Origin of the sequence: Streptomyces sp. NPDC018029 (assembly GCF_044327655.1) — a bacterium.
In the GTDB taxonomy this organism is placed as follows: domain Bacteria; phylum Actinomycetota; class Actinomycetes; order Streptomycetales; family Streptomycetaceae; genus Streptomyces.
This window is the reverse complement of sequence record NZ_JBIRFV010000006.1, coordinates 270,160-293,209: the sequence shown is the minus strand read 5'-3', so window position 1 is coordinate 293,209 and position 23,050 is coordinate 270,160. Positions and strand designations below refer to the sequence as shown.

Sequence of the window (23,050 nt, the reverse complement as noted above, 5' to 3'; positions counted from 1 at the left end):
CGGGCGCCGGACAGGCCGCGGGGGCAGGACCTCGATCCGTCCGGCGTCGCCGGTCCCCGTCAGGTGGTGGGCGGTTCGGCGCCGACGAGCCACATGGCGAAGAACTGCGAGCCGCCGCCGTAGGCGTGGCCAAGTGCCCTGCGGGCGCCGTCGACTTGGTGCTCGCCCGCCTGGCCTCGCACCTGAAGTGCCGCCTCGGCGAAGCGGATCATGCCGGAGGCGCCGATGGGGTTGGTCGACAGAACGCCGCCGGACATGTTCACCGGGAGGTCGCCGTCCAGTTCCGTGACGCCGGACTCGGTGAGCTTCCAGCCCTCCCCCTCCGCCGCGAAACCGAGGTTCTCCAGCCACATCGGCTCGTACCAGGAGAACGGCACGTACATCTCGACGGCGTCGATCTCCCGGCGCGGGTCCGCGATGCCGGCCTGGCGGTAGACGTCGGCCGCGCAGTCCTTGCCCGCCTGCGGGGAGACGAAGTCCTTGCCCGCGAAGAGGGTCGGCTCACTGCGCATGGCACCGCCGTGCACCCAGGCGGGCGGCCGGGGCGAACGGGCCGCGCCCGCACGGTCGGTGAGGATCATCGCGCAGGCGCCGTCGGAGGACGGGCAGGTCTCCGAGTAGCGGATCGGGTCCCAGAGCATCGGCGACGCCTGCACCTTCTCCAGGGTGATGTCGTGCTCGTGGAGGTGCGCGTAGGGGTTCTTCAGGGCGTTGCGCCGGTCCTTGTACGCGACGAGGGAGCCGACCGTGTCGGGGGCGCCGGTACGCCGCATGTACGCGCGCACGTGCGGGGCGAAGAAGCCTCCCGCGCCGGCGAGCAGCGGCTGCTGGAACGGGATCGGCAGCGACAGACCCCACATCGCGTTGGATTCCGACTGCTTTTCGAAGGCAAGGGTGAGGACCGTGCCGTGGACGCGGCCCGCGACGAGGTTCGCGGCGACGAGCGCCGTGGAGCCGCCGACGGAGCCCGCGGTGTGGACGCGGAGCATGGGTTTGCCGACGGCGCCGAGCGCGTCGGCCAGGTACAGCTCCGGCATCATTACGCCCTCGAAGAAGTCGGGCGCCTTGCCGATGACGACGGCGTCGATGTCGGCCCACTCCAACTCGGCGTCTGTGAGCGCCTGGTGGGCGGCCTCGCGGACGAGGCCCGCGATCGACACGTCCCGCCGCGCCGCCACGTGCTTGGTCTGGCCGATTCCGACGACCGCCACAGGTTCCTTGGACACGGATTCCTGGGACACGGATTCCTGGGACACGGCTGCCTCAGACACGGGTTCCTTGGACACGGGGCTCTCCTTCCAGGACGGCGACCAGGTTCTGCTGCAGGCAGGGCCCGGACGTGGCGTGGGCGACGGCCCGGTCCGACGCGCCCCGGTGGATGCGGGCGGCGGCCTCGCCGAGCCGGATGAGTCCGGCGGCCATCATGGGATTGGCGGCGAGTGCGCCGCCGGAGGGGTTGACGGCGACGTCGTCCGCCAGCTTCAGGGCCTTGCGCAGGACGACCTCCTGCGAGGTGAAGGGGGCGTGCAGTTCGGCCGTGTCGACGGGGCGTTCGAAGACCCCGGCGCGCTCGGCGGCCAGGCGCGTCGACGGTGAGTCGGTGAGGTCGCGCACGCCGAGTCCGTGCGCCTCGATGCGGTGGTCGATGCCGCGGATCCACGCCGGCCGCCCGCACAGTTCCCGGGCCCGCTCTCCCGCGGCGAGGATCACGGCGGCCGCCCCGTCGCCGATCGGCGGGCAGTCCCCGGTGCGCAGAGGACGTACGGCGTACTCGCCGCGTGCCACCGAACCCGTCAGCTGCGCATGGGAGTTGGCGGTGGCGTCCGTGCGGCTGCGGTGTGCGATCCCCGCGAGAGCCGGCTCGTCGGTCTCCCCCGCGTCGATCAGGGCCTGCGCCTGGAGCGCGGCGAGCGCCACGGAGTCGGGCCAGAGCGGGGCGACGTAGTACGGGTCGAGCTGCCGGGTCAGCACGTCGCGCACGGAGCCGGGCGACGACTTTCCGTAGGAGTAGACGAGCGCGGTGTCGGCCTCGCCGGTCTGCAGCTTCACCCAGGCCTCGTACAGGGCCCAGGCCCCGTCCATCTCCACGTGCGACTCGGAGATGGGCGGCCAGGCGCCCACCCCGTCGAGCGCCATCGTGAAGGAGAAGGCGCGGCCCGCGAGGTAGTCCGACGAGCCGGAGCAGGTGAACCCGATGTCGCTGGTCTTCATGCCGGTGGCGGCGAGCACCTCGTGCAGCACCGGCATGAGCATCTCGACCTCGGAGAGCTCGTCGGTGGTGCGCAGGTGGTCACTCTGCCCGAACGCGACAATGGCGACGTCGCGGGCGGGCCGCATCACGGACGGCTTGCGGGGCGACGACTCGTGGGGCGCCATCTACACCAGCTCCTTGTACGTGTCGTAGTCGGCGTCGGGTTCGCCGGTGGGCCGGTAGTGGTCGGGGAAGCGGCCGCCCTCGGTCCACACCGGTTCGACGCGCAGGCCCATGCGGACCTGGTCGTAGGGGATGCCCGCGATGCGTGCGTGCAGGGCGAGGTCCGCGCCGTCGAGGGCGATGTGCGCGTAGACGTACGGGACCTCGATGTCGAGGTTTTTCGCCTTGATGTTGACGATGCAGTACGTCGTGACGGTGCCGCGCGGTCCGACCTCCACCCGTTCCGCCGTGGCGACGCCGCAGGTGGGGCAGGCGCCGCGGGGCGGGACGTACACCTTGCGGCAGGACGGGCAGCGCTCGCCGACGGTCTTCCGCTCGGACAGTGCCTTGATGTAGGCGGTCTGTGCGCGACCGGGCGCGTAGGTGTAGTCGAGGCGCGCGGCGGCGACGATGCCGGTGACGGGATCGCTGAACTCCCCTGTGTGCGGACCCACTTCACCGCCTGTCGCACCTTCGTCGGCCTCGAAGCAGGCGATGTCGGTGATGGCGCCGATGCGCTCGCCGGCCCAGCGGATCCGGACGCGCATGCCGGTTTCGACGGCGTCGGGGCCCGGCGCGTCCAGGGCGTGCAGCAGGGCGGTGTCGGCGCCGTCGAGCTTCACGAGGACCCATGCGAAGGGCCGGTCCAGAGGCTGTCCCCTGCGGGGTTCGTGGTTCCAGGCCCAGGTGGTGACGGTGCCGGTGGCGGCGACCTCGACCAGGTCACGTATCTCGTCGGCGGTCACGGGGTCGTATTCGACGGGCGGGACGAGCGTGCGCCCGTCGGTGGTCTTCACGCCGAGTACGGTGCGCTCGCGCAGCCCGGTGAGAAAGGCACTCTGTACGGGCCCGAGGGACCGGGTGAACGGAAACTCGACGACGAGAGGCGCACGCAGCACTTCGGGCACGGGGGCGGATGTCATGACCAACTCCGATTCTCGACGATGGGGGCGGAGGGCCGCCCTTTGCAGAGGCGCCCCGAAGGGCGCGGGGAACTGCGCGACCAGCCCCCACCGGCCCGCAGGTGGCATTCGGCCTAGGCCCGCCGGAACTCCGGGGGCCGCTTCTCCGCAAAGGCTCTGGAGCCCTCCTTCGCATCGGCGGTGTCGAAGACGGGCCACCCCCGCTTCAACTCCGCCGCCAGACCGTCCGCCTCGGACATCTCGGCGGCCTCGTACACCGACGCCTTGACGGCCTCGACGGCGAGCGGCCCGCACGCGTTGATCTGTTCGGCGATGACCAGCGCCTTGTCCAGAGCGGCACCGTCCTGGACCACATGGCCGACGAGGCCGATCGCGGCGGCCTCGGCCGCCGAGTAGGGCCGCCCGGTGAGCAGCATCTCCAGGGCGTGCGTACGAGGAATCTGGCGCGGCAGCCGCACGGTCGAGCCGCCGATGGGGAAAAGACCCCGCCGGACCTCGAAGAGCCCGAAGGTCGCCGACTCGCCCGCCACGCGGATGTCCGTGCCCTGCAGGATCTCCGTGCCGCCCGCCACGCAGTAGCCCTCCACCGCGGCGATCACGGGCTTGCGGGGACGGTGGTGGCGCAGCATCGCCTTCCAGTGCAGATCGGGGTCGGCCGTGAGCCGGTCCCGGTACCGCTCGCCCTCCATGCCCTTGCCCGCGAGGGCCTTGAGGTCCATTCCCGCGCAGAACGAGCCGCCCGCGCCGGTGAGCACGATGGAGCGGACCTCGTCGTCCTCGTCGGCCTCGACCCACCCGTCGTACAGGCCCACGAGCATCGCGAGCGAGAGCGCGTTCTTCGCCTCGGGCCTGTTCAGCGTGAGTATCAGTGTGGCGCCTTCGCGCCGCACGGAGAGGTGTTCCGTCCCACCCATTGCCGTGCTCCTTCCATCGACGGCCGGCGAGCGGCCGGCCTGTCGCCTCCGGACCTGGAACAGGTTGCAGTAGCCGGGGAGCCAGTTCAATAGTTTTCTGACACCCAGTCAGTTTCTTTCTGCGGCGGCCCTTCCCAGTTGTGGGCGCCTCTGCTCTGATGACCGCCAAGCGAGATATCAGTGAGGACGCCGGGGTCAGGAGGAGTGCGGTGGAGTACAACCTTGCCGACCTGTTCGAGTCGGTCGTCGACGTGGTCCCCGACCGCGAGGCACTCGTCTACATCGACCACCCCGGCACAGGCGACGAGCGCAGGCTCACCTACGCCGCGCTCGACGCGGCGGCCAACCGCATCGCCCACCACCTCGTCGACAGCGGCCTCGAACCCGGCGAGCACCTGGGTCTGCACCTGTACAACGGCGTCGAGTACTTACAGACGGTCCTCGCCTGCCTCAAGGCGCGACTCGTCCCCGTCAACGTCAACTACCGGTACGTCGAGGAGGAGTTGGTCTACCTCTACCGCGACGCGGACCTCGCGGCGCTCGTCTTCGACGCGGAGTTCACGGACCGCGTCGCGGCGGCGCTGCCGCGCACGGAGAAGCTGCGGCATCTGATACGGGTGGGGGCACCGCCCGCGGACGCTCCCCCGCTCGACGTGGTGGCCTTCACCGACGCGGAGGCGGCGGGCTCACCGGAGCGGGGGTTCGGGCCCCGCTCGGCCGACGACCTGTTCATCATCTACACGGGCGGCACGACCGGCATGCCCAAGGGCGTCATGTGGCGCCAGGAGGACCTGTTCTTCGCGGGCCTCTTCGGGGGCGATCCCGCGGGTGAGCCGGTGAAGCGGCCCGAGGAGCTGGCCGAGCGCGTCGCTGCGGGCGGCCCGGGCCTCGCGTTCTTCCCCGCTCCCCCGCTGATGCACGGCACGTCGACACTGACCTCGTTCATCGCCTTCAACTACGGGCAGCGGGTGGCCCTGCACCGCAAGTACGTGCCCGAAGAGGTGCTGCGCACCATCGAGAAGGAGAAGGTGTCCAGCGTGTCGCTGGTCGGTGACGCGATGCTCAGGCCGCTCATCGACGCGCTGCGCGGCCCGCTCCAGGGCGTCGACCTCTCGTCGCTGTTCAGCGTCTCCTCGTCCGGCGCGATCATGTCGGAGACGGTGCGCGCCCAGTTCCAGGAGCTCGTGCCGAACGTCCTGCTCCTCAACAACTTCGGTTCGTCCGAGTCCGGCTCCAACGGCAAGGCGACGGACGACTCGGGCCCGGAGAAGGGCTTCCGCCTGGAGGTCAACGACCGTACGCGGGTGGTGGACCCGGCGACGCACGAACCGGTCCCGGTGGGTGAGCCCGGCCGGCTCGCGCAGCGCGGACACGTGCCGCTCGGCTACTACAACGACCCCCGGAAGACCGCCGAGACGTTCTTCCAGAAGGACGACGAGCGCTGGGTGCTGCTCGGCGACATGGCGACGGTGGACGAGGACGGCATCGTCACCGTGCTCGGCCGCGGCTCGCAGTGCATCAACACGGGTGGCGAGAAGGTGTACCCGGAGGAGGTCGAGCAGGCCCTCAAGTCGCACCCGGACGTGTACGACGCACTGGTCGCCGGGGTCCCCGACGAGCGGTGGGGCAGCCGGGTGGCTGCGGTCGTCCAACTCCGCGCCGACTCCGCCCCCTTGACCCTGGAGGCGGTACAGACCCACTGCCGCACGCTGCTCGCCGGCTACAAGATCCCCCGCTCCGTGGTCTTCACGGACCACATCCAACGCTCACCCAGCGGCAAGGCGGACTACCGCTGGGCGAAGACGGTGGCGACGGAGGGCCGGGGCTAGGGCTGGAGCCGGGGCCGCATTTCCGGGCGAAGCACACCCCGCAGGCCCCCGCGCCGGAGGAAAACACCTCAACCCTGCCCGATGTCGGGCAGAAATGTGGACGTTCCACTGTCGCCGCCCTAAGGTGATCGCTCATGATCACTCTGGACGCAATAGGGACTTTCGCCCTGATAGTGGGACTTCTCACGCTCACTCCCGGACTGGATTCCGCACTCATCCTGCGCACCGCGGCGCTCGGGGCCCGCCGTCGCACGTGGGGCGTGGTCCTCGGTATCCAGAGCGGCACACTGGTCTGGGGAGTGCTCACGTCGCTCGGCGTGACCACACTGCTGACCGCCTCTCACCTCGCGTACGAGACTCTTCGCTGGGCCGGGGCCGCGTACCTGGTGTGGATGGGTGGCAGGATGCTGTGGGCCACCTGGCGCCGCCCGTCATGCGAGAGCCCGCGGACAGCGGAGGCGGGGAGCAGGGACAGAACGGGCGCCGACGACACCCTGCTCAGTGGCTGGCGACAAGGGTTCGGGACCAATCTCCTCAACCCGAAGATGGGCGCCTTCTACGTTGCGGTGCTCCCGCAGTTCATCCCCTCCGGTGCCTCGCGCCTTGCTCCAGGGGTGCTGCTGGCCGGTGTGCACATATCCCTGGCGGTCATCTGGGCATGTGCGCTGATCGCCTTCGGGCGGGTGCTCCGGGACCGCCTGCGACGCCCCTCGGCCCGCCGTCACCTCGACCGCATCACCGGCACAGTCATCACCGCCTTCGGCGTCCGGCTCGCGCTCGGACACTAGGGCGCCGGTCGAGGCAGCCGTTCAGCTGAACGTGCGCCGGTAGGTCTGCGGGCTGACGCCGGTGGTGCGTTTGAAGCGGTCGCGGAAGGTGGTGGGTGAGCCGAAGCCGACCTGGCAGCCGATGCGTTCCACGGTGTGCTCCGTGGTTTCCAGGAGGTGCTGCGCCTGGCGGATGCGGGCCCGGTGGAGCCATTGGAGCGGGGTGGTGCCCGTCTGGTCGCGGAAGCGCCGGATCAGGGTCCGGGTGCTGGTCCCGGCCCGCTCGGCGATGGCGGCGAGGGTGAGGTCGCGGGCCAGGTTCTCCTGCAGCCAGGTGAGCAACACCTCCAGTTCGGAGCCCTGCGGTGTGGGTGCGTGGTCGTGGACGATGAACTGCGCCTGTCCGCCCTCCCGTTCGAGAGGCATCACTGACAGGCGTGCGGCGTCGGCGGCGACGGCCGAGCCGTAGTCACGGCGGATCATGTGCAGACACAGGTCCATACCCGCCGCGGCACCGGCCGAGGTGAGCAACTGGCCGTTGTCGACGTAGAGGACGTCCGGGTCGACGTCGATGTCCGGATGCCGGGCGGCCAGCAGACCGGCCGCGCGCCAGTGGGTCGTGGCGCGCAGCCCGTCGAGGAGCCCGGTGGCGGCCAAGGGGAAGGTGCCTACGCAGATGGAGGCGATCCGGGTGCCGACGGCGGCGGCCGCCCGCAGCGCGTCGTACACGGCGGGAGGGAGCGGCGCGGCGACATCGGTGACGCCCGGCACGATGATCGTGTCCGCGCCCTCAAGACCCTCCAGACCCCAGGGGGCACGCAGGATGAACGCCCCGGCGTCGACCTCGTCGCGCTCGGCGCACACCCGGACCTGGTAGCCGGGCCGCCCGTCGGGCAGGCGGGTCCGGGAGAAGACCTCGATCGGGGTGGACAGGTCGAACGGAATCACCTGATCCAACGCGAGAACGGCAACCGTGTGCATGGCCAGAACCTACCTGTCCCTCAGCTCGACGGACCTGGGCCGTCCTTCCTGAAGTTCCATGTCATCGCAGTTCACGCCCTTCGAGAAGGTGTTGGCACTATCCCGTCGGAACGTGTCACCAGTGCCACTGGGCGGGCACCCGGGAAGCCGGTTGACTTCGGAACGTCCCGATGGAAAACGACACCGAAGGAACACCCATGCACATCCAGGTCGTCCTGTTCGATGGCTTCGACCCGCTCGATGTCATCGCCCCCTACGAGGTGCTCTACGCCGGCGGCTCGGCGACGGACGGCGCGGTGACCGTCGAGCTGGTCACCGCGGAGGGCCCTCGTGAGGTCGTCAGCGGCACCGGAGGACTGGCACTGCGCGCCGTCGGCGCGGTCGACCTGGAGCGCGCCGACCTGCTTCTGGTGCCCGGCGCGTCCGGCCGCGTGGGCGAACCCGGCGAGGCCCCGGAAGAAGAGCCGGGCCCCGGCGAGCGGCCGCGGGACGAGTTCATCTCCGTGCTGCTGCGCCGCACGCTGACCACCGAGCTCCCCGCGCTCCTCAAGCAGGCCATGGACGACCCGGACATCATCGTCGCCACCGTCTGCGGCGGCTCGCTCGTCCTGGCCATGGCCGGCCTGCTGGAGGGACGGCACGCCACCACCCACCACCTGGGCCTCGACACCCTGGACGCCACCGGCGCCCACGCGGTCCGCGCCCGCATCGTGGACGACGGCGACCTGGTCACCGGTGCCGGGGTGACCTCCGGTCTCGACCTGGGTCTGTACCTACTGGAGCGCGAGGTGGGCCCCCGCGTCGCGCACGCCGTCGAAGAGCTCTTCTCCCACGAGCGGCGCGGCACCGTCTGGCGCGCGCAGGGCCCGACGCCCACCGCCTTCTGAGCACCTCGAGCCCATCTCATCCTTGACGGGCCCCACTCACGGATGCGCCCACCTGTTCGTCCCGGAAGAAGTCATCCCTCATGAACCTCGTGTCACCGGTGATCGTCGGCATCATCTACTGCCTGCTGATGTCCCTGATCAAAGAACCGCACCGCCGCCACTTCAACGCGATCATGGTGGGCGGGGCCGGCGCCGCCTATCTGAGCGGGGGCGGATTCGGCCTCTGGGAGGTCCCGTTCGTCGCACTCATGGCCTATGTCGCCTACCGCGGCCTGGACTCCTGGGCCTTCATCGGCGTCGGCTGGCTGCTCCACACGGCCTGGGACCTGGCCCACCACCTCAAGGGCAATCCGATCCTGCCGTTCTACCACGACGCTTCCATGGCATGTGCCATCTGTGATCCGGTCATCGCCCTGTGGTGCTTCCGCGGAGGACCTTCCCTGATCGCACTCGTCCGCCGCCGATCCAGGACCGACCGGACAGCGGACCACGCGCACGAGCACGGTCCGGCTGCGAGCCGGCAGGCCTGATCTACACCGCGGCGGCGTCGCCCGGAGCGGCCGTGTACTCGACCTGCTGCCGGCCGCAGCCCTCCGCGAGTTCACGGAGAGCTGCGGCTTCGGCCCTGTCGACGCTCAGCGACCACCGCAGCTTCGTCGCCGTCCAGTCGGCCGCGTAGGTGCAGTAGGCGTCGGCGAGCGGCGGCAGCCACTCGGCCGGATCTCCGTCGGCCTTGGCACGGTGGCTCTTCGCCGTGACCGCCACCAAGGAACGTTCGCTGTCCAGGTCGTTGGCGTAGTCCTCACGCCGTTCCGCACTCCACTGGGAGGCACCCGAGTCCCACGCCTCCGCCACCGGCACCGTGTGATCGATGTCCAGGGCCCGCGGCTCGGTCACCGTCTTCCCGTCGTAGTACGAGTACCAGGTGCCCGCGGTGACACGGCAGTCGCCTTCGATCACCGCTCTCGTGCGCGACTCCGCGATGAGGACCTCCGCACGGGTGCTGCAGTGGTCGTGGTCGTCGTCCACCCAGCCCTTGAACGCACCGCGCACGTATCCCTCCCGGGACTCCGCGGCCACCGGCAGCCGGCCGATCGCGTCGGCCAGGCTCAAGGGGCGGGGCTGAGGGAGGGCCGGTGCGGCGTGGGTGGTCGTGGCTGTCATGGGCAGCAGTGCGAAGACGGCGGCTGCGAGGGCGCGCGCGGGCATGTTCATCACGAAGGCAGTGATACCGGGCCCGGCCGCCGCGCGGAGGCTGCCCCAGCCTCGTCTCACCCGTCAGGAGGGAACAGTCGTACCGCAGAAACGACCCGGTGCCCCCTGAAGAAGCCGGCCACTCCTCATGGTGTCCCCCACCGGTGCCGTCGGCGCCGGTCCGGTGGGGGCTACTGGTTCCGTCAGGTGCGGTACGCGAAGTAACGCGCGTCCGGGTAGGACGCGATGACGCTCGCGAGCGACCTGCGGTACGTGTCGGTGGAGTGGTACGTCAGGTACGGCATGCCCCGCCCGTTGCGGTACGTCACCATCATGGTGTGATCCTTGGACCCGTTCTTGTCGAAGTCCACCTGGAGGACGTCACCGACGTCCATCTGGTAGACGTTCGCGAGGTTGGGGGCCCGCCGGTTGGACAGCGTGAACCACGCCAATTCGTTCACGCCGACCCAGGAAGTGCTCTGCTTCGTGGCGTCGTACCACCAGTTCCGGTAGTCGTAGGCGGAGCCGGGCACGGCCTTCCAGCCGCCCGCGTACAGCGCCTGACTGACGAAGTTGGTGCAGTCGCCGCCCGCCCCGTTGAACTTCCGGTACGACGGGTTGTAGTTGTACCAGTACTTCTCCGCGTACCGCGCCATGGCCGCGTAGTCGTAGCTGCCGGCGGTCTTGCCGGAGGGCATCGGAGTGGAGGGGCGCCTGGTGGACGCCGGCGTGCCGTCCGGGTACTGGTTGCCGTCGTCGTCGACGGTGTTCACGCGGGCCACCGACGGCTCGTTGACCGCGGCGGGGCCGTTGTCCCGCGAGGTGATCGCGGTCAGCTTCCAGCCGCCGTCCTTCGTGCCGGCGAGCTTCAGCTCCTGCCGCGTGGAGAACGCGGTGGTGGCCGGTTCGTCCCCGCGCACCTTCTTGTAGGTGAGCGTCGACGACGAGGTGACCTCGACGGTCGCCGTGCGGCCGGTGATCGTGGCGCGCTCCACGGCGACGCGGGTGTCCGCCTTCGTGTAGGCCTCGCCGAGCTTCGCCAGGCGGGACTTGCGGGTGCGCAGGTCCCGCAGCGCCGCGTCCTCGTCCTTCTTCAGCCGGCCGGACATGCGCACCGTGGCCGCGCCGGCGTCGGAGCCGCCGCGTGCCGTGCGCTTCTCCACCAGGGCCTCGGTGCGCCGGGAGAGGATGTCGTCGGCGATGCGGGCGAAGACGGCGACCTGCTCGCGGTCGGCCTTGCGGGGCTTGCTGTCGACGGCGTCCGCGTGCGCGGGGGACACGAGCAGGGAGCCGGACGCCACGGCCGCGGTCACACCTGCCACGGCGGCGGATCTGTATCTCTTGGATATCACTGTGTTTTCCTCTTTTCGCCTGATCACCCCGACTGGGGCACGGAATCTTCGCACAACTGCGTGCCCTTCTTGTGCCGTTGCCCCCCGCGGAACCCGAAGGCCCCCCGCACCGGGGCGCCAGGGCCCCGGCGGCCGCGCCCCGCATACCTCTAAGGTGTGCGGCAAGCGCAGCAGAGGAGGCATACGGGGTGGGTGGGCGCAGGATGGCCGCAGGTCAGGGATCCGGGGGGCGGCGTGCGGCGCCGGGGGGCCGTCGTGCGGCGACCGGTCGGCGCAGGAAGGCCGGGGAGCGGCGCAGGGCGGGGTCCGAGGGCGGCATACCCGGCGCCCTCGCCTGGGCGCGCAGGCAACTGCGGCGGCTGCGTCCCGCGTATCCCCGGCCGGGGCGCAGCGGTTGGCGGCGCTGGGTGCCTTCGTGGCGTCAGTGGCTGGGCGCCTTCCTGTACATGTTCGTCGGCTTGACCGGTTTCGTCGCGATCGCGTACGCCGCCACGGACATACCGGACGACCTCAACTCGTTCGCCACGCAGCAGGACAATGTGTACTACTGGTCCGACGGCACGGTCATGGCCCGCACCGGCTGGGTCATCCGGCAGGAGATCCCGCTGGACAAGGTGCCGCCGAAGGTCCGCGGGGCCGTCCTCGCGGCCGAGAACGCGAGCTTCTACTCGGATTCCGGCGTCTCGCCGAGCGGTGTCCTGCGTGCCGCGACGGCCGCGGTGACCGGTGGGGAGACCCAGGGCGGTTCGACCATCACCCAGCAGTACGTGAAGAACGTCTACCTCAGCCAGGACCGCACCCTGTCCCGGAAGTTCACCGAAGCCCTGCTCGCCGTGAAGCTGGACAACCACACGAGCAAGGACAAGATCTTCCAGGACTACCTCAACACCAGCTGGTTCGGGCGCGGCACGTACGGCATCCAGCGCGCGTCGCACGCGTACTACGGAAAGGACGTCTCGCGGCTCAATGCCAGCGAGGGCGCCTTCCTGGCCTCGCTCCTCAAGGGCGCCGGGCTGTACGACCCCGCCCTCGGCAAGGAGAACCGCGAGCGGGCCGTCGGCCGGTGGAACTGGATCCTGGACCGGATGGTCGAGACCGGCCATCTCTCGCAGGCCGAGCGCGCCACGTACAAGAAGTTCCCCGAGCCCACGAAGCCGGGGTCCGGCGGCACCATCCCCGGTGCGCAGACCGGCTATCTGGTGGAGCTGGCCAAGCGGCACGCGATCAAGGCCGGGCACATCAGGACCGCCGACTACGACCTCGGCGGTTACCAGATCCGCACGACCTTCGACCGGAAGCGCACGAAGGCCCTGACCGCCGCCGTCCACAAGGCCGAGAAGGACTTCGACGCCAAGCGGCGGCCCGGCACCGACAAGTACGCCAAGATCGGCGCGGCGAGCGTGGCCAGGGACGGCCGGCTGCTCGCCGTGTACGGCGGCCACGACTTCCTGAAGCAGGGCTTCAACCAGTCGAACGCGACGACCATCCCGGCGGGTACGGCGTTCACCCCCTTCGTCTACGCCGCCGCGCTGGAGGACGGCGTGCAGCGCACCCGTGAGGGGGGCCGCACCCCCGTCTCCCCGGCCAGCGTCTACGACGGCGACGACCGGATCGCCGTGCGGACGCCGGAGGGGCCGTACTGGGACCGCAGCGGCAAGGTGGTGAAGGGACGCAACGAAGGCGGCCGGGACTGGGGCGATGTGACCTTGCGGCGGGCCGTCGCCGACTCCGTCAACACGCCCATGCTGCAACTCGGTCTCGACGTCGGCCTGGACCGGGTGGAGAGGTACGCCCTGCGGGCGGGGCTGCTCGAATCGAGCCTCGGGGAGCGGATTCCCGGATTCGCGCTCGGGGAGAACTCGACGCCCAGCGCCATCCGGATGGCCGGCGCGTACCAGACCTTCGCCGCCGACGGCATGCACACCGACCCCTACTCGGTGCGCTCGATCACCCGGGCCGGGGACGCGGTGCCGATCGCCGAGCCGAAGCCGTCCCGGGCGGTGTCGCAGAAGACCGCCCGGGCGGTCACGGACGCCCTGCGGGCCACCATGACCGACGGGTCGGCCAAGGCGGCGGGCGGGGCGCACGCCGGTGCCGTGGGCAAGACGGGGACGACGACCGCGAACACGGCGGGCTGGTTCGTGGGCGGCACCCAGGACGAGACCACGGCCGTGGTCGTCTACCGCATGTCGCTCAAGGATCTGGTGCCGCTGCCGCTGAAGGGGCTGGGCGGCGACGCCCCCGGAACGCCCGGCAGCGAGCGGGCGGTGGGCCTGTGGGCCGACTACGTCAAGGCGCTCAAGTAGACGTCGGGGCGGCCCCGCCCGCGCCGCGCTACTTGACGAGCGACTTCCAGTCCGGCGCCTGCGCGGGGTCGAGCAGGCGCATCCGGGCCAGCACCTTCGGGTCCTGGACGTCGAGCCAGTCCGCCAACTCCCTGAAGGACACGCAGCGGACGCCCTTGCGCGGACACACGTCCCGCATGACGTCCTCGACGGCGTTCATGTAGATGCCGCCGTTCCAGTCCTCGAAGTGGTTGCCGATGAACATCGGCGCCCGGCTGCCGTTGTAGACGCGGTTGAAGCCGTTCATGTACGACTTCCGGACCTGCTCCTCCCACGCCGGGAACTTCGCCGGGTCGCCCTGGGTGCTGTCGCCGGACTGGTGGTAGAGGAAGTTGAAGTCCATGGAGAGGACTTGCACCTCTTTGCCCTCCATGGGCAGGAGTTGCAGGGGAAAGTTCCATATGCCGTCGATCTTGGACGGCCATATCTGGAAGTCCCCCGAGGAACTCGCGTCGTAGCGCCAGCCGAACGGTTTGATCGCGGCCAGGAGGTTCTTCTGCCCCTCCAGGCAGGGCGCGCGGCCACCGACCACTTCCCGGTCCGGGTCGAAGGGCAGGGGCGCCTCCTGGGTGAAACCGGTGTTGGTCTTCCACTTCTTCATGAACGAGTACGTCTGCTCGATCTCGCTCTTCCACTCCGCCGGGCTCCAGTCCCCGCCGCCCTTGGGACCGCAGAAGTGCCCGTTGAAGTGCGAACCGATCTCGTTGCCGTCCTTCCAGGCGCCGCGCAGCTGCTCCAGCGTGGTCTGTATGTGCGGGACGGTGGGGTACGAGATGGCGGCCGACCCCGGATTGTGCTGCGGCGGGCGGTAGAGCGTCTTCTTGCTCTCCGGCAGGAGGTAGATGCCGGTGAGGAAGAAGGTCATGTGGGCGTTGCTCTCCCGCGCCGCCTGACGGAAGTGGGAGAAGCGGCGGTCGTCGCCCTCCAGGGCGCCGTCCCAGGAGAAGACCACGAACTGCGGCGGCTTCTCACCGGGCTTCAGCTTCTTGGGCTTGAGCTGTCCGCGCTGCGGCCCGGTGTACGAGGTGGAGCCGTCGCCCAGCACCCGGACCTTGCCGTCCCACTTCTCCTCGCCCTTCTTGGCCCGCTTCGCCGAACGCGCCTTCTCCGCCGCACTGTCCGACGACGTGGACGCGGTCTGCCCGGCGGCGTCGCTCGGGCCCCCGGAGGAGTCCCCGAGGGCGAGCACGGCCGTGGTGGTCACCCCGCCCAGGCCGAGCACCGCCGCGACCACGGCCATGCGCTTGCGCTTCCGGGCCTTCTCGCGCGCCTTGCGGGCGGCGCGGGACTCGGCCGCCCGGGCGGGTCCAGTGCCGTCGGGTTCGATCACTGCGGTCCTACCCCGTGTTCATCGCAGCAGGGCCGCGCGTGAATTGTTTGTATGAATATAGGACCGACGGGGTGGTCTTCAGTACCCCGGGTTGCACACACCACACTCCGACCCCGGAGTCATCGACTGCCTCGGGGCGCGTTTGGGGGGCTCAGTGGGCCGGTGGTTCGGCGGTTCCGGTCCGGGGCGGCCGGTCACTCCGGCCCTTGTTCGGGGCCGCCGAAGTCCGGGGAGGTGAAGTCGGGGGTCACGTACGTCGAGCGGGGAGGCTGGGTGCCGTCGTAGCCGTAGCCGGAGCCGAAGCGGGGTTGGAGGTAGCCGAGCCGGGACAGCTCGGAATCGGTGCCGCGTCCGGACGGTGGGGCGGCACCCGGGTCGGCGAGGGAGGCATGCAGAAAGGGCAGCAGGCCGCGTTCCAGCAGGGCACGCCGCCAGGCCTCTCTGGCCCGGGCCACTTCCTCCTGGCCCTCACCGGGTACGTCCGGCGGAGGCGCCTCCGCGTCATTGCGCAGCGCGGTCACCACCACGCCGAGCACGGCGATGACGAGGCCGACCGCCGTCATGGTCCCGAACAACCACGCGCCTGTGACCATGACTTGCGCGGCTGTCGACCCGGTGCCCAGCGCCTTGAGGAGAAGACCGACGGCCAGGAAGACCAGGGCGGCCACCCCGGAGAGAACAGTGCCGATCACGACGAAGGTGGCGAAGACACCTGCTCCGGCCCGCTGCCGATGGAGAGACGACGGATACGCGGAGAGCGAGGAGTGACGACGCTCGGCTGCCGACGGCGTCTTGGCCGTACGCGGCCTTTGCACCGCCTTCGGTTGCCCCTCTGGGCGTACGCGCATGCCGAGCAGCGCCGCGAGCAGACGGCGGCCGTAGGACATCTCCGCCCACCGCCGATGGGGGACTTCGCCGGTGGTGCGGCGGCCTCCTGGTTCTCCGTCTCCGGCCCCGAGGACGGCCGCGCGCAGCCGACGGCCCGGGCCTGCGGCGGCCGTGGCGGACACGGATGGGGAGTTCGGGGACGAGTACGCGGTGGACGGCCTGGTGACCTGGTTCCGGACCTTCACGTAGTGGTCGTACTCGGCTGCCGCGGCCGTCGTGATGAGGGCGGTGGCGTTGAGTGCCATGGCGCGCAGTTGCTCACGGTTGAGCGGGCCGCCGACCGGGGCGAGTTCCGAGTGGCCCGGCGCCATGCGCAGCGCGTCGTCGAGGAGCCGCTCGTACTCCGCGCGATCCTCGTCCAGCAGGTGTGGAGCGCTGTTCACAGCCCCTCCTCGCCGGTCGTCGGCCTCTGTCGCCATCGTGGCGCGCCGCGTCCGTCAAAGCCAGAGCCAGATCCGGGGCGGCGCGTGGGGTCGGGGTATTCGGCCCCGCCCGACGGGAATTCATCCGGTGCCGGTTCGCGCCCGAGTGCGGGCTCGGTCCCCGGCGCTCGAGCGTCCGCGACGGGGGCGGGCGGCCTGAGCGAAGGTGCGGATACGGGTGGGGGTGTAGGCGTACGCGCAGGCGCAGGCGCAGGCTCGGGAGAGGAAGGCACTGCGGTGTTGGGAACTGCGACGCCCGGCGCCGCCGTCGACGCCGCTGCTGCCGTCGCCGCCGGCGATGCCGCGCCCGAGCCGTCCGCCGGGCCCACGGCCGCAGCTGCCGAAGGCCCACCCGCCTCCGGGGCAGCGGGCGCGGCGGTCGCGTCCGCCGCCGTGGTCGGCTGCCGCTCGCCCGTCACCGCTTCGTTCACCGTCTGGATGCGGCCGAGTTGGGTGAGCAGCATGGGTGCCGACATGCCGACGACCAGGGCGGCGTACTCACCGTTGATCTGATCCGTCATGCCGAACAGCACAGCGGCCCCCGCGCCCATCAGGCTGTGCACGACCGCCGCCGCGGCGTCGACAGCGGGGTCGAAGTACACCTGGAACCGTGGGGCCTGGCCCTGCGCCGCGCCTGCTGCCGTCCACTGCCGGTGGGCGCGCCGGTCGGCCTGCCAGGTCACGAAGCGGGTGTACACGTCCAGGACTCCCCGCAGCAGACCACCCGCAGCCCCCAACAGGATCAACGTCGGGACGTCCACGGTCTCTCCCGAGTGAGGGCGCTGACGCCTGGCTGCGGACTTGCGGGCACCGGACGAGCCTAGAGCCGCCCGCAGGGCACGGGGAAGGCCCCGAGCGAAGTCGCCTGGCGGCCTGAATTCCCTGCCTCAAGAAGACTGCTCGGAAAGGAAGGCAGAGACCGCGTCGGCGAAGCGGTCCGGCACGTCGTGGTGTACGACGTGCCCGGCCGGCAGTTCGACACGGCGGATGGTGCCGGCCAGGCGGGCCACCATGTCCCGGGCGTGGTCGGCCGCCAACTCGTCGCTGTGGGACCCATGGATCAGGAGCGTCGGACAGGAAACCGACAACCAGTCACCCCAGTGATCTCCGTTGAGCGCCTTCTGGGACGCCACCGTGTCGGCGATGTCGAAGGAGAACCCCCAGCCGACATCCGACTGACGGAAGGAACACTCCAGATACGGGGCCGCCCCGCCCAGGGCCGCGACCAACGCCTCCCGGGACGGTGCGACGCCGGGAAGACCCGTGGTGAACGACCAGTCGCAGTCCACGACCGCACCGATGTCCTCGACGATCAGCTCGCTGACCTTGTCCGGGTACCGGGCCGCGAACTGGTAGGCGTTCACCCCGCCCAGCGAATGCCCCAGCACCGCCACCGGGCCGATGTCCAGATGCTGGTGAAAGGCCGCTACATCGGCTATGTACTCGTCCCGCCCGTAACCGTTGGCACGGTCGGACTCCCCGTGCCCGCGCTGATCCAGCGCGATCAATCGCCACCCTGGAGCCAGCGCCGCCGCCAACGGAGCGAATGCCGACGCTTCGTTGTAATGCCCGTGCAGAGCCAGAAGAGGCTTGCCGGGGCCCCCGAAGTCCACGTACGACAGCCTCCGGCCACCCACCATGAAGTATCTACGCATGGTGCGGATGGTAGGAGACGGCACTGACACTCCCCGGCTGGTCGACGCTGCCGCACGACGCAGGCCCCGGCAGGGTTTCCGAACCCGGCCAGGGCCTGTCGATCACTCACTTCAGAAAGATCTCTCGGTGGTCAACCGCTCGTCACTCGGTGACCAGCAGGCCGGCCCGGAGCTTGGCCACGACACGGGAGATCAGGCGGGAAACGTGCATCTGCGAGCAGCCGAGCTCGTCAGCGATCTGCTGCTGGGTCCGCTCCTCGACGAAGCGGAGATGGATGAGCGTGCGGTCCCGCTCGTCGAGGTCCGCGATCAGCGGTGCCAGGGAGTGGAAGTTCTCGACGAGTTCGAAGGACTCCTCGTCGACACCGATGAAGTCGGCCAGCATCGTGTCGGACTCGTCGTCCTGGCCGTTGACCGCCGCGTTCAGGGAGACGGCGCTGTAGCCGTTGGACGCCTTCTGCGCCTCGGCGACCTCGGCGGGCTCCAGCTGCATCAGCTCCGCCAGCTCGGCCGTGGACGGCATGCGCCCGAGCCGGGTCCGCAGCTCCTCCGTCGCCTTGGACAGTTCGATGCGGGCTTCCTGGAGGCGGCGCGGCACGTGCACGGCCCAGGACGTGTCGCGGAAGAACCGCTTGATCTCACCGGTGATGTACGGGACGGCAAAGGAGGTGAACTCGACCTCGCGGGTCAGCTCGAACCGGTCGATCGCCTTGATCAGGCCGATCGTGCCGACCTGGATGATGTCCTCCATCTCCTGCGGGCCGCGGTGCCGGAACCGCGACGCCGCGTACTGCACCAGCGAGAGGTTCATCTCGATCAGCGCGTTGCGAACGTACTGGTATTCGTGCGTGCCCTCTTCGAGTTCGGTGAGGCGCTCGAAGAATCGCTTGCCCACCTCCCGCGCGTCCTTTGGCGCGATCGAGGAGGGGTCCGTGTACGCGCGCTCGACGAGGTCCGCCCCGGCCGAGGTGGTGGCCGTATCCTGCGTCTGCTCCTGCGTCACGGTGATCATGGCGTTCCGCTCCTTGTCAGCTCGGCTGCTTCCCCCGCAGCGCCACGCTTACCCCAAAGGTTGCCGCTCACGCGTGCCGACTTTCGAGCAGTCAGTTCCGCCCGGGGCAAACCCGTCCAAAGCGGCAGTGATCGTCTTCCCTCCGGGCCGTACCTCGACCGTGACGCTCGCACTGAGGCGGTGGACCATCGACCAGCCGAACCCGCCGGGCCGAGCCGGATCCGCGGGCACGTGGCACGGCACCTCCTCACTGCGGTCGCTCACGCCGAGCAGCAGGACACCGTCACGGACCCGGACGAAGAGCCGGGTCAGGCCGCCACCGTGCCGGATCGCGTTGGCCGTCAGCTCGCTGACCACCAGCAGCGCGTCCTCCTGCAGGCGTCGCGCCTCCGCCGGGGGCATCGCACGGCACGCCGGTCGCAGCACCGAGCGGACCTCGGCCCGGGCCTGGGAGCAGGTCGTCCGCTCCGCGTCCGGTGTCTCGGGAGCGCTCATCGGGCTGTGATCCTTTCCCTGCACACGTGCAAACACGACCGGGTCCCACCGTTCCTTCGAGCCATTCCTTCGTGCCGTTCCTCGTCTTCGCATGCCCGACGCCGCAGCCCGCACACCTCCCTCGGGCCCGCAGGCGCCCGCCGCGTTCACAACAGTGAAATGACGCAGGTCAGTGCCGCCTTCCGGCACACGTCACCTTGACATTTCTCGCTGCGACGATGTTTGCCGAGCCGCTGAGCGGCCAGGCGAACCCCAGCACATGATGTCGATGCCAAGGGAGCGTGAGCGGACCATGACCGCCAACGAGAAGGCCAAGGCGAAGACCGAACAGGCCAAGGGCGCGGCGAAGGAAGCCGCCGGCCGCACTGTCGGCAACGAGCGCCTCACCGCCGAGGGCCGCACCGACCGGATGAAGGGCGACGCGCGCCAGGCCAAGGAGAAGGCCAAGGACATCGGCAAGCGCTGACGCGCTCACGGCACCACGCCGTCAGGGGCGGTCCCTTCTCGGGGACCGCCCCTGAGCGCGCTCGGGGGCAGTCCCTGAGCCGGATGGAGGGGGCACCCCTGAGCCGGATGGAGGGGGCGCCCCTGACCTGTTGACGCCGCGTCCAGGTAGAACTGGTTTCATTGCGGTCATGGACATCATCCGCAGGAACAACGTCACTGTGACCGGGAACCCTCACGGACCGGCGGTGATCCTGGCCCACGGTTTCGGCTGTGACCAGAACATGTGGCGGTTGACGGTCCCCGCACTGGAGCGGGACCACCGTGTCGTCCTGTTCGATTATGTGGGGGCGGGCCATTCCGACCTGACCGCGTTCTCGGCGGAGCGCTACGGCTCGCTGGACGGCTACGCCCAGGACGTGGTGGAAGTATGTGAGCGGCTCGACCTGCGCGACGCGGTGTTCGTGGGTCACTCGGTCAGCGGCGTCATCGGGGTACTCGCGGCCCGGCAGGCACCCGAGCGCATCGGGTCCCTCGTGATGATCGCCCCGTCCCCGCGGTACATCGACGACGACGGCTACCGCGGCGGATTCAGCGAGGAGGACATCGAGGAGCTTCTGGAGTCCCTGGAGGCGAACCACCTGGGCTGGTCCGCGGCAATGGCCCCACTCATCATGGGCAACCCCGAGCGGCCCGAACTCGGCGAGGAGCTCAAGAACAGCTTCTGCGCGACGGACCCGGACATGGCGCTGGTCTTCGCCCGGACCACGTTTCTGTCGGACGCCCGGGACGACCTCAAGAGCGTGCAGGTGCCGACGCTCATCCTGGAGTGCACCCAGGACGCCATCGCTCCCCGTGAGGTCGGCGCCTTCGTTCACCGGTCGGTTCCCGGCTCGACCCTGGTCACGCTCGACGCGACGGGGCACTGCCCACACCTCTCCGCACCCGAGGCCACCAACGCCGCGATCCTCGACTTCCTGGCAGGTCTGCGGTGATGTGCCGGACGGGAGCCGATCCCGACGGGCCCGACGGCGAGACCACCTCGGACTCAGCCTTCGCCGCTCTGCTGGAGGACAGCGCCGAGGAACTGTACGACAACGCCCCCTGCGGATATCTGTCCACCCTGATGGACGGCACCATCGCGAAGCTCAACAGCACGCTGCTCGGCTGGCTGGGCCTCGAACGGCAGGCCGTGGTGGGGCGGTTGCGGTTCTCGGACCTGCTGCCCGTGGGCGGCAGGATGTACCACGAGACCCACTTCGCCCCGCTGCTGCGCATGCAGGGCGAGGTCAGCGGAGTGGCCCTGGAGCTCAAGCGGGCCGACGGCGCCCGCATGCCGGTGCTGGTCTCCGCCGCCGTCAAGTACGGCGGCACCGGCACACCCCTGCTGACCCGCATCACCGTCTTCGACGCCACCGACCGCCGCACCTACGAGGCGGAGCTGCTGCGCAGCCGTAGAGCGGCCGAGGAGTCCGCGCGGCAGGCCAGGGCCGACCGGGCCCGACTGCAGCAGGCCCTGGCCGTCCTGCAACAGTCGTTGCTGCCCGCCACTCTGCCCGCGATCCCAGGGGTGGAGACGGCCACGTACTACCACACGGCCTCCCCCGACCAGCTGGGCGGCGATTTCTACGACGTCTTCCCCCTGGACGGCAAACGCTTCGGCTTCTTTCTGGGTGACGTGTGCGGCAAGGGTCCCGAGGCCGCCGCGGTCACCTCGCTGACCCGGTACACCCTGCGCGCCGCGGCCCTGCACGACCCCGACCCCGTGGCCGCGCTCTCCACTCTCAACCAAGTCCTGTACGAGCGGTACTCCGGCGACGACCCGCGGTTCTGCACCGCCGTCTTCGGCGTCCTGGACCCCCACCCCGACGACGGGCGCCTCACCGTCCGGCTCGCCTCCGGCGGCCATCCGCCGGCCCTCGTCCTGCGGGCCGCGGGCACGGCCGACTACCTGCACACCCCCGGTGGCCTGCTCGTCGGCATCCTGCCCGAACCCCGCTTCACCGCCGCCGCCGTCACCCTCAGGCCCGGCGACACGCTCCTGCTCTACACCGACGGTGTCGTCGAGGCCCGCACCGGACCCGACCGTTCGGACCTCTTCGGGGACGAGGGGCTCCGCGCGTTCACCGCCCAGCATGCCGACACGTCCGCCGAGGCCGTCGTGGCCGCGCTGACCGGCCTGCTGGCCGGCTTCGGCGACGGCCTCGACGACGACACCGCCCTCCTCGCACTGGGTGTGCCCTCCGCCGGCCCCGCATCGCACAGCACGCCCTGAAGGCCGGCGTCACACGGCCTCCGGGCCCAGCTCCGGACCGAGGACCGCGGCCGCCAGATGGTCGCGGAACCAACGGTGGCCCGGGTCGGCCGAGTTGCGGGGGTGCCAGGCCATCCCGAGGTCGATCGGGGCGAGGTCGAGGGGGATGGGGAACGTACGCAGTCCGAGTGCGGCGGTGGCGTCGGGGAGCCAGTCGTCCAGGGTGAGGGCGACGAGGTCGGTGTCCCGGGCGAGCAGCATCGCACTCGTGTGGCTGGGAACGACGACCGCGGTGCGGCGCCGCAGCCCGAGTTCCGCTAGGGCGCTGTCGATGGGCCCGTGGCGCTTGCCGAGCCGGGAGATGCCGATGTGGTCGGCCGCGGCGAAACGGCGCGCGTCGATCCGCCCGGAGAAGAGGGGATGACCGGCGCGTGCGACCGCGACCAGCGTCATCCGAGTGAGCGGCCGGGTCCTGATCTCCGGGTCGAGGTGTCCGAGGACGCCCAGTTCGACGTCCACCCAGCCCTGGCGCAGCGCGGGGCCGCCCTCCACCGACTCCGGCAGGAAGACCACGTCGACGTGCGGCGCCTCCGCGTGGATCCGGTCGGTCAGCGTCCCGGCGAGTCCCGCGAGGAGCACGTCGGTGGCCTGCACGGTGAAGCTGCGCCGGAGGTGCACGGCGTCGAAACCGGCTCCGGGCCGCAGGACGCTGTCGCACCCGCGCAGCAACGCGCTCACTTCTCCCTGGAGTTCCAGGGCCCGTGGCGTCGGCACCATGCCCTGGCCCGCGCGGACCAGCAGCGGGTCGCCGACGGCACGGCGGAGCCGGGCCAGCGTGCGGCTGACCGCCGCCGGTGACGTGCCGAGCCGCTCGGCGGCACGCGTCACGCTGTTCTCCTGGAGGAGGGCGTCCAACGCCCGCAGAAGGTTGAGGTCCATGGCCAC

General features: G+C 70.5%; 22 protein-coding genes. 8 read left to right on the top strand and 14 right to left on the bottom strand.

Annotated features, from left to right (window positions below):
* Positions 1 to 59: 59 nt before the first annotated feature.
* The 4 genes from ACH4D5_RS20380 to ACH4D5_RS20365 form a co-directional block, all read right to left on the bottom strand.
* Positions 60 to 1,226: a thiolase domain-containing protein gene (locus ACH4D5_RS20380; protein ID WP_398304183.1), complete on the bottom strand. Its 1,167-nt coding sequence runs from the start codon at positions 1,224 to 1,226 to the stop codon at positions 60 to 62.
* A 37-nt stretch (positions 1,227 to 1,263) separates the two neighbouring features.
* Positions 1,264 to 2,376 carry a thiolase domain-containing protein gene (locus ACH4D5_RS20375; protein ID WP_398304181.1) on the bottom strand — a complete coding sequence of 371 codons (1,113 nt, stop codon included), beginning with the start codon at positions 2,374 to 2,376 and terminating at the stop codon, positions 1,264 to 1,266.
* On the bottom strand, positions 2,377 to 3,321 hold the full coding sequence (locus ACH4D5_RS20370) for a Zn-ribbon domain-containing OB-fold protein (protein WP_398304859.1): 945 nt from the start codon (positions 3,319 to 3,321) through the stop codon (positions 2,377 to 2,379).
* Positions 3,322 to 3,449: 128 nt separating this feature from the next.
* The gene (locus ACH4D5_RS20365) at positions 3,450 to 4,250 is read right to left on the bottom strand and encodes a crotonase/enoyl-CoA hydratase family protein (protein WP_398304180.1); all 801 of its coding nucleotides are present in this window, start codon (positions 4,248 to 4,250) and stop codon (positions 3,450 to 3,452) included.
* A gap of 209 nt (positions 4,251 to 4,459) precedes the next feature.
* Here ACH4D5_RS20365 and ACH4D5_RS20360 point away from each other — a divergent pair, with 209 nt between their 5' ends.
* Positions 4,460 to 6,079 (top strand): acyl-CoA synthetase, encoded by a 1,620-nt coding sequence (locus ACH4D5_RS20360; RefSeq protein WP_398304179.1) that lies wholly within the window; start codon positions 4,460 to 4,462, stop codon positions 6,077 to 6,079.
* A 134-nt stretch (positions 6,080 to 6,213) separates the two neighbouring features.
* Positions 6,214 to 6,867 carry a LysE family translocator gene (locus ACH4D5_RS20355; protein ID WP_398304178.1) on the top strand — a complete coding sequence of 218 codons (654 nt, stop codon included), beginning with the start codon at positions 6,214 to 6,216 and terminating at the stop codon, positions 6,865 to 6,867.
* A gap of 21 nt (positions 6,868 to 6,888) precedes the next feature.
* Here the strand turns inward: ACH4D5_RS20355 and ACH4D5_RS20350 are convergent, their stop codons facing one another.
* Positions 6,889 to 7,827, bottom strand: coding sequence for a GlxA family transcriptional regulator (locus tag ACH4D5_RS20350; RefSeq protein WP_398304176.1), 939 nt, complete (start codon positions 7,825 to 7,827; stop codon positions 6,889 to 6,891).
* A 197-nt stretch (positions 7,828 to 8,024) separates the two neighbouring features.
* On the opposite strand from ACH4D5_RS20350, the gene ACH4D5_RS20345 reads away from it, so the two are divergent.
* Complete coding sequence (locus tag ACH4D5_RS20345) at positions 8,025 to 8,714, top strand: DJ-1/PfpI family protein (RefSeq protein ID WP_398304174.1); 690 nt, start codon at positions 8,025 to 8,027, stop codon at positions 8,712 to 8,714.
* 80 nt (positions 8,715 to 8,794) lie between these two features.
* The gene (locus ACH4D5_RS20340) at positions 8,795 to 9,244 is read left to right on the top strand and encodes a DUF6010 family protein (protein WP_398304172.1); all 450 of its coding nucleotides are present in this window, start codon (positions 8,795 to 8,797) and stop codon (positions 9,242 to 9,244) included.
* Position 9,245: 1 nt separating this feature from the next.
* On the opposite strand, the gene ACH4D5_RS20335 is transcribed toward ACH4D5_RS20340, so the two are convergent.
* Together ACH4D5_RS20335 and ACH4D5_RS20330 are read right to left on the bottom strand one after the other, a co-directional pair.
* On the bottom strand, positions 9,246 to 9,932 hold the full coding sequence (locus ACH4D5_RS20335; RefSeq protein WP_398304170.1) for a DUF1524 domain-containing protein: 687 nt from the start codon (positions 9,930 to 9,932) through the stop codon (positions 9,246 to 9,248).
* Positions 9,933 to 10,111: 179 nt separating this feature from the next.
* Positions 10,112 to 11,230, bottom strand: coding sequence for an amidase domain-containing protein (locus tag ACH4D5_RS20330; RefSeq protein ID WP_398304168.1), 1,119 nt, complete (start codon positions 11,228 to 11,230; stop codon positions 10,112 to 10,114).
* A gap of 233 nt (positions 11,231 to 11,463) precedes the next feature.
* Here ACH4D5_RS20330 and ACH4D5_RS20325 point away from each other — a divergent pair, with 233 nt between their 5' ends.
* Positions 11,464 to 13,566 carry a transglycosylase domain-containing protein gene (locus ACH4D5_RS20325; protein ID WP_398304166.1) on the top strand — a complete coding sequence of 701 codons (2,103 nt, stop codon included), beginning with the start codon at positions 11,464 to 11,466 and terminating at the stop codon, positions 13,564 to 13,566.
* Positions 13,567 to 13,594: 28 nt separating this feature from the next.
* Here the strand turns inward: ACH4D5_RS20325 and ACH4D5_RS20320 are convergent, their stop codons facing one another.
* The 6 genes from ACH4D5_RS20320 to ACH4D5_RS20295 all read right to left on the bottom strand — a co-directional run bounded on the left by ACH4D5_RS20320 (position 13,595) and on the right by ACH4D5_RS20295 (position 19,407).
* Positions 13,595 to 14,935, bottom strand: a complete 1,341-nt coding sequence (locus ACH4D5_RS20320) for a hypothetical protein (protein WP_398304164.1) — start codon at positions 14,933 to 14,935, stop codon at positions 13,595 to 13,597.
* A 194-nt stretch (positions 14,936 to 15,129) separates the two neighbouring features.
* On the bottom strand, positions 15,130 to 16,206 hold the full coding sequence (locus ACH4D5_RS20315; protein ID WP_398304162.1) for a hypothetical protein: 1,077 nt from the start codon (positions 16,204 to 16,206) through the stop codon (positions 15,130 to 15,132).
* Complete coding sequence (locus ACH4D5_RS20310) at positions 16,203 to 17,006, bottom strand: hypothetical protein (RefSeq protein WP_398304160.1); 804 nt, start codon at positions 17,004 to 17,006, stop codon at positions 16,203 to 16,205. The genes ACH4D5_RS20315 and ACH4D5_RS20310 overlap by 4 nt, the downstream gene beginning before the upstream one ends.
* Before the next feature lie 126 nt (positions 17,007 to 17,132).
* Positions 17,133 to 17,858 (bottom strand): alpha/beta fold hydrolase, encoded by a 726-nt coding sequence (locus tag ACH4D5_RS20305; RefSeq protein ID WP_398304158.1) that lies wholly within the window; start codon positions 17,856 to 17,858, stop codon positions 17,133 to 17,135.
* 184 nt (positions 17,859 to 18,042) lie between these two features.
* Positions 18,043 to 18,912 (bottom strand): SigB/SigF/SigG family RNA polymerase sigma factor, encoded by an 870-nt coding sequence (locus ACH4D5_RS20300; RefSeq protein ID WP_398304156.1) that lies wholly within the window; start codon positions 18,910 to 18,912, stop codon positions 18,043 to 18,045.
* A 48-nt stretch (positions 18,913 to 18,960) separates the two neighbouring features.
* A complete protein-coding gene (locus ACH4D5_RS20295; RefSeq protein WP_398304154.1) occupies positions 18,961 to 19,407 on the bottom strand; it encodes an ATP-binding protein in 447 nt (148 codons plus the stop codon).
* 292 nt (positions 19,408 to 19,699) lie between these two features.
* Here ACH4D5_RS20295 and ACH4D5_RS20290 point away from each other — a divergent pair, with 292 nt between their 5' ends.
* The 3 genes from ACH4D5_RS20290 (at position 19,700) to ACH4D5_RS20280 (ending at position 22,126) form a co-directional block, all read left to right on the top strand.
* Positions 19,700 to 19,873 (top strand): CsbD family protein, encoded by a 174-nt coding sequence (locus ACH4D5_RS20290; RefSeq protein WP_398304152.1) that lies wholly within the window; start codon positions 19,700 to 19,702, stop codon positions 19,871 to 19,873.
* A gap of 169 nt (positions 19,874 to 20,042) precedes the next feature.
* Positions 20,043 to 20,846 carry an alpha/beta fold hydrolase gene (locus ACH4D5_RS20285; protein ID WP_398304150.1) on the top strand — a complete coding sequence of 268 codons (804 nt, stop codon included), beginning with the start codon at positions 20,043 to 20,045 and terminating at the stop codon, positions 20,844 to 20,846.
* On the top strand, positions 20,846 to 22,126 hold the full coding sequence (locus ACH4D5_RS20280; RefSeq protein WP_398304148.1) for a PP2C family protein-serine/threonine phosphatase: 1,281 nt from the start codon (positions 20,846 to 20,848) through the stop codon (positions 22,124 to 22,126). The genes ACH4D5_RS20285 and ACH4D5_RS20280 overlap by 1 nt, the downstream gene beginning before the upstream one ends.
* A gap of 9 nt (positions 22,127 to 22,135) precedes the next feature.
* Here the strand turns inward: ACH4D5_RS20280 and ACH4D5_RS20275 are convergent, their stop codons facing one another.
* Positions 22,136 to 23,044 (bottom strand): LysR family transcriptional regulator, encoded by a 909-nt coding sequence (locus ACH4D5_RS20275; RefSeq protein WP_398304146.1) that lies wholly within the window; start codon positions 23,042 to 23,044, stop codon positions 22,136 to 22,138.
* Between the last annotated feature and the right edge of the window lie 6 nt (positions 23,045 to 23,050).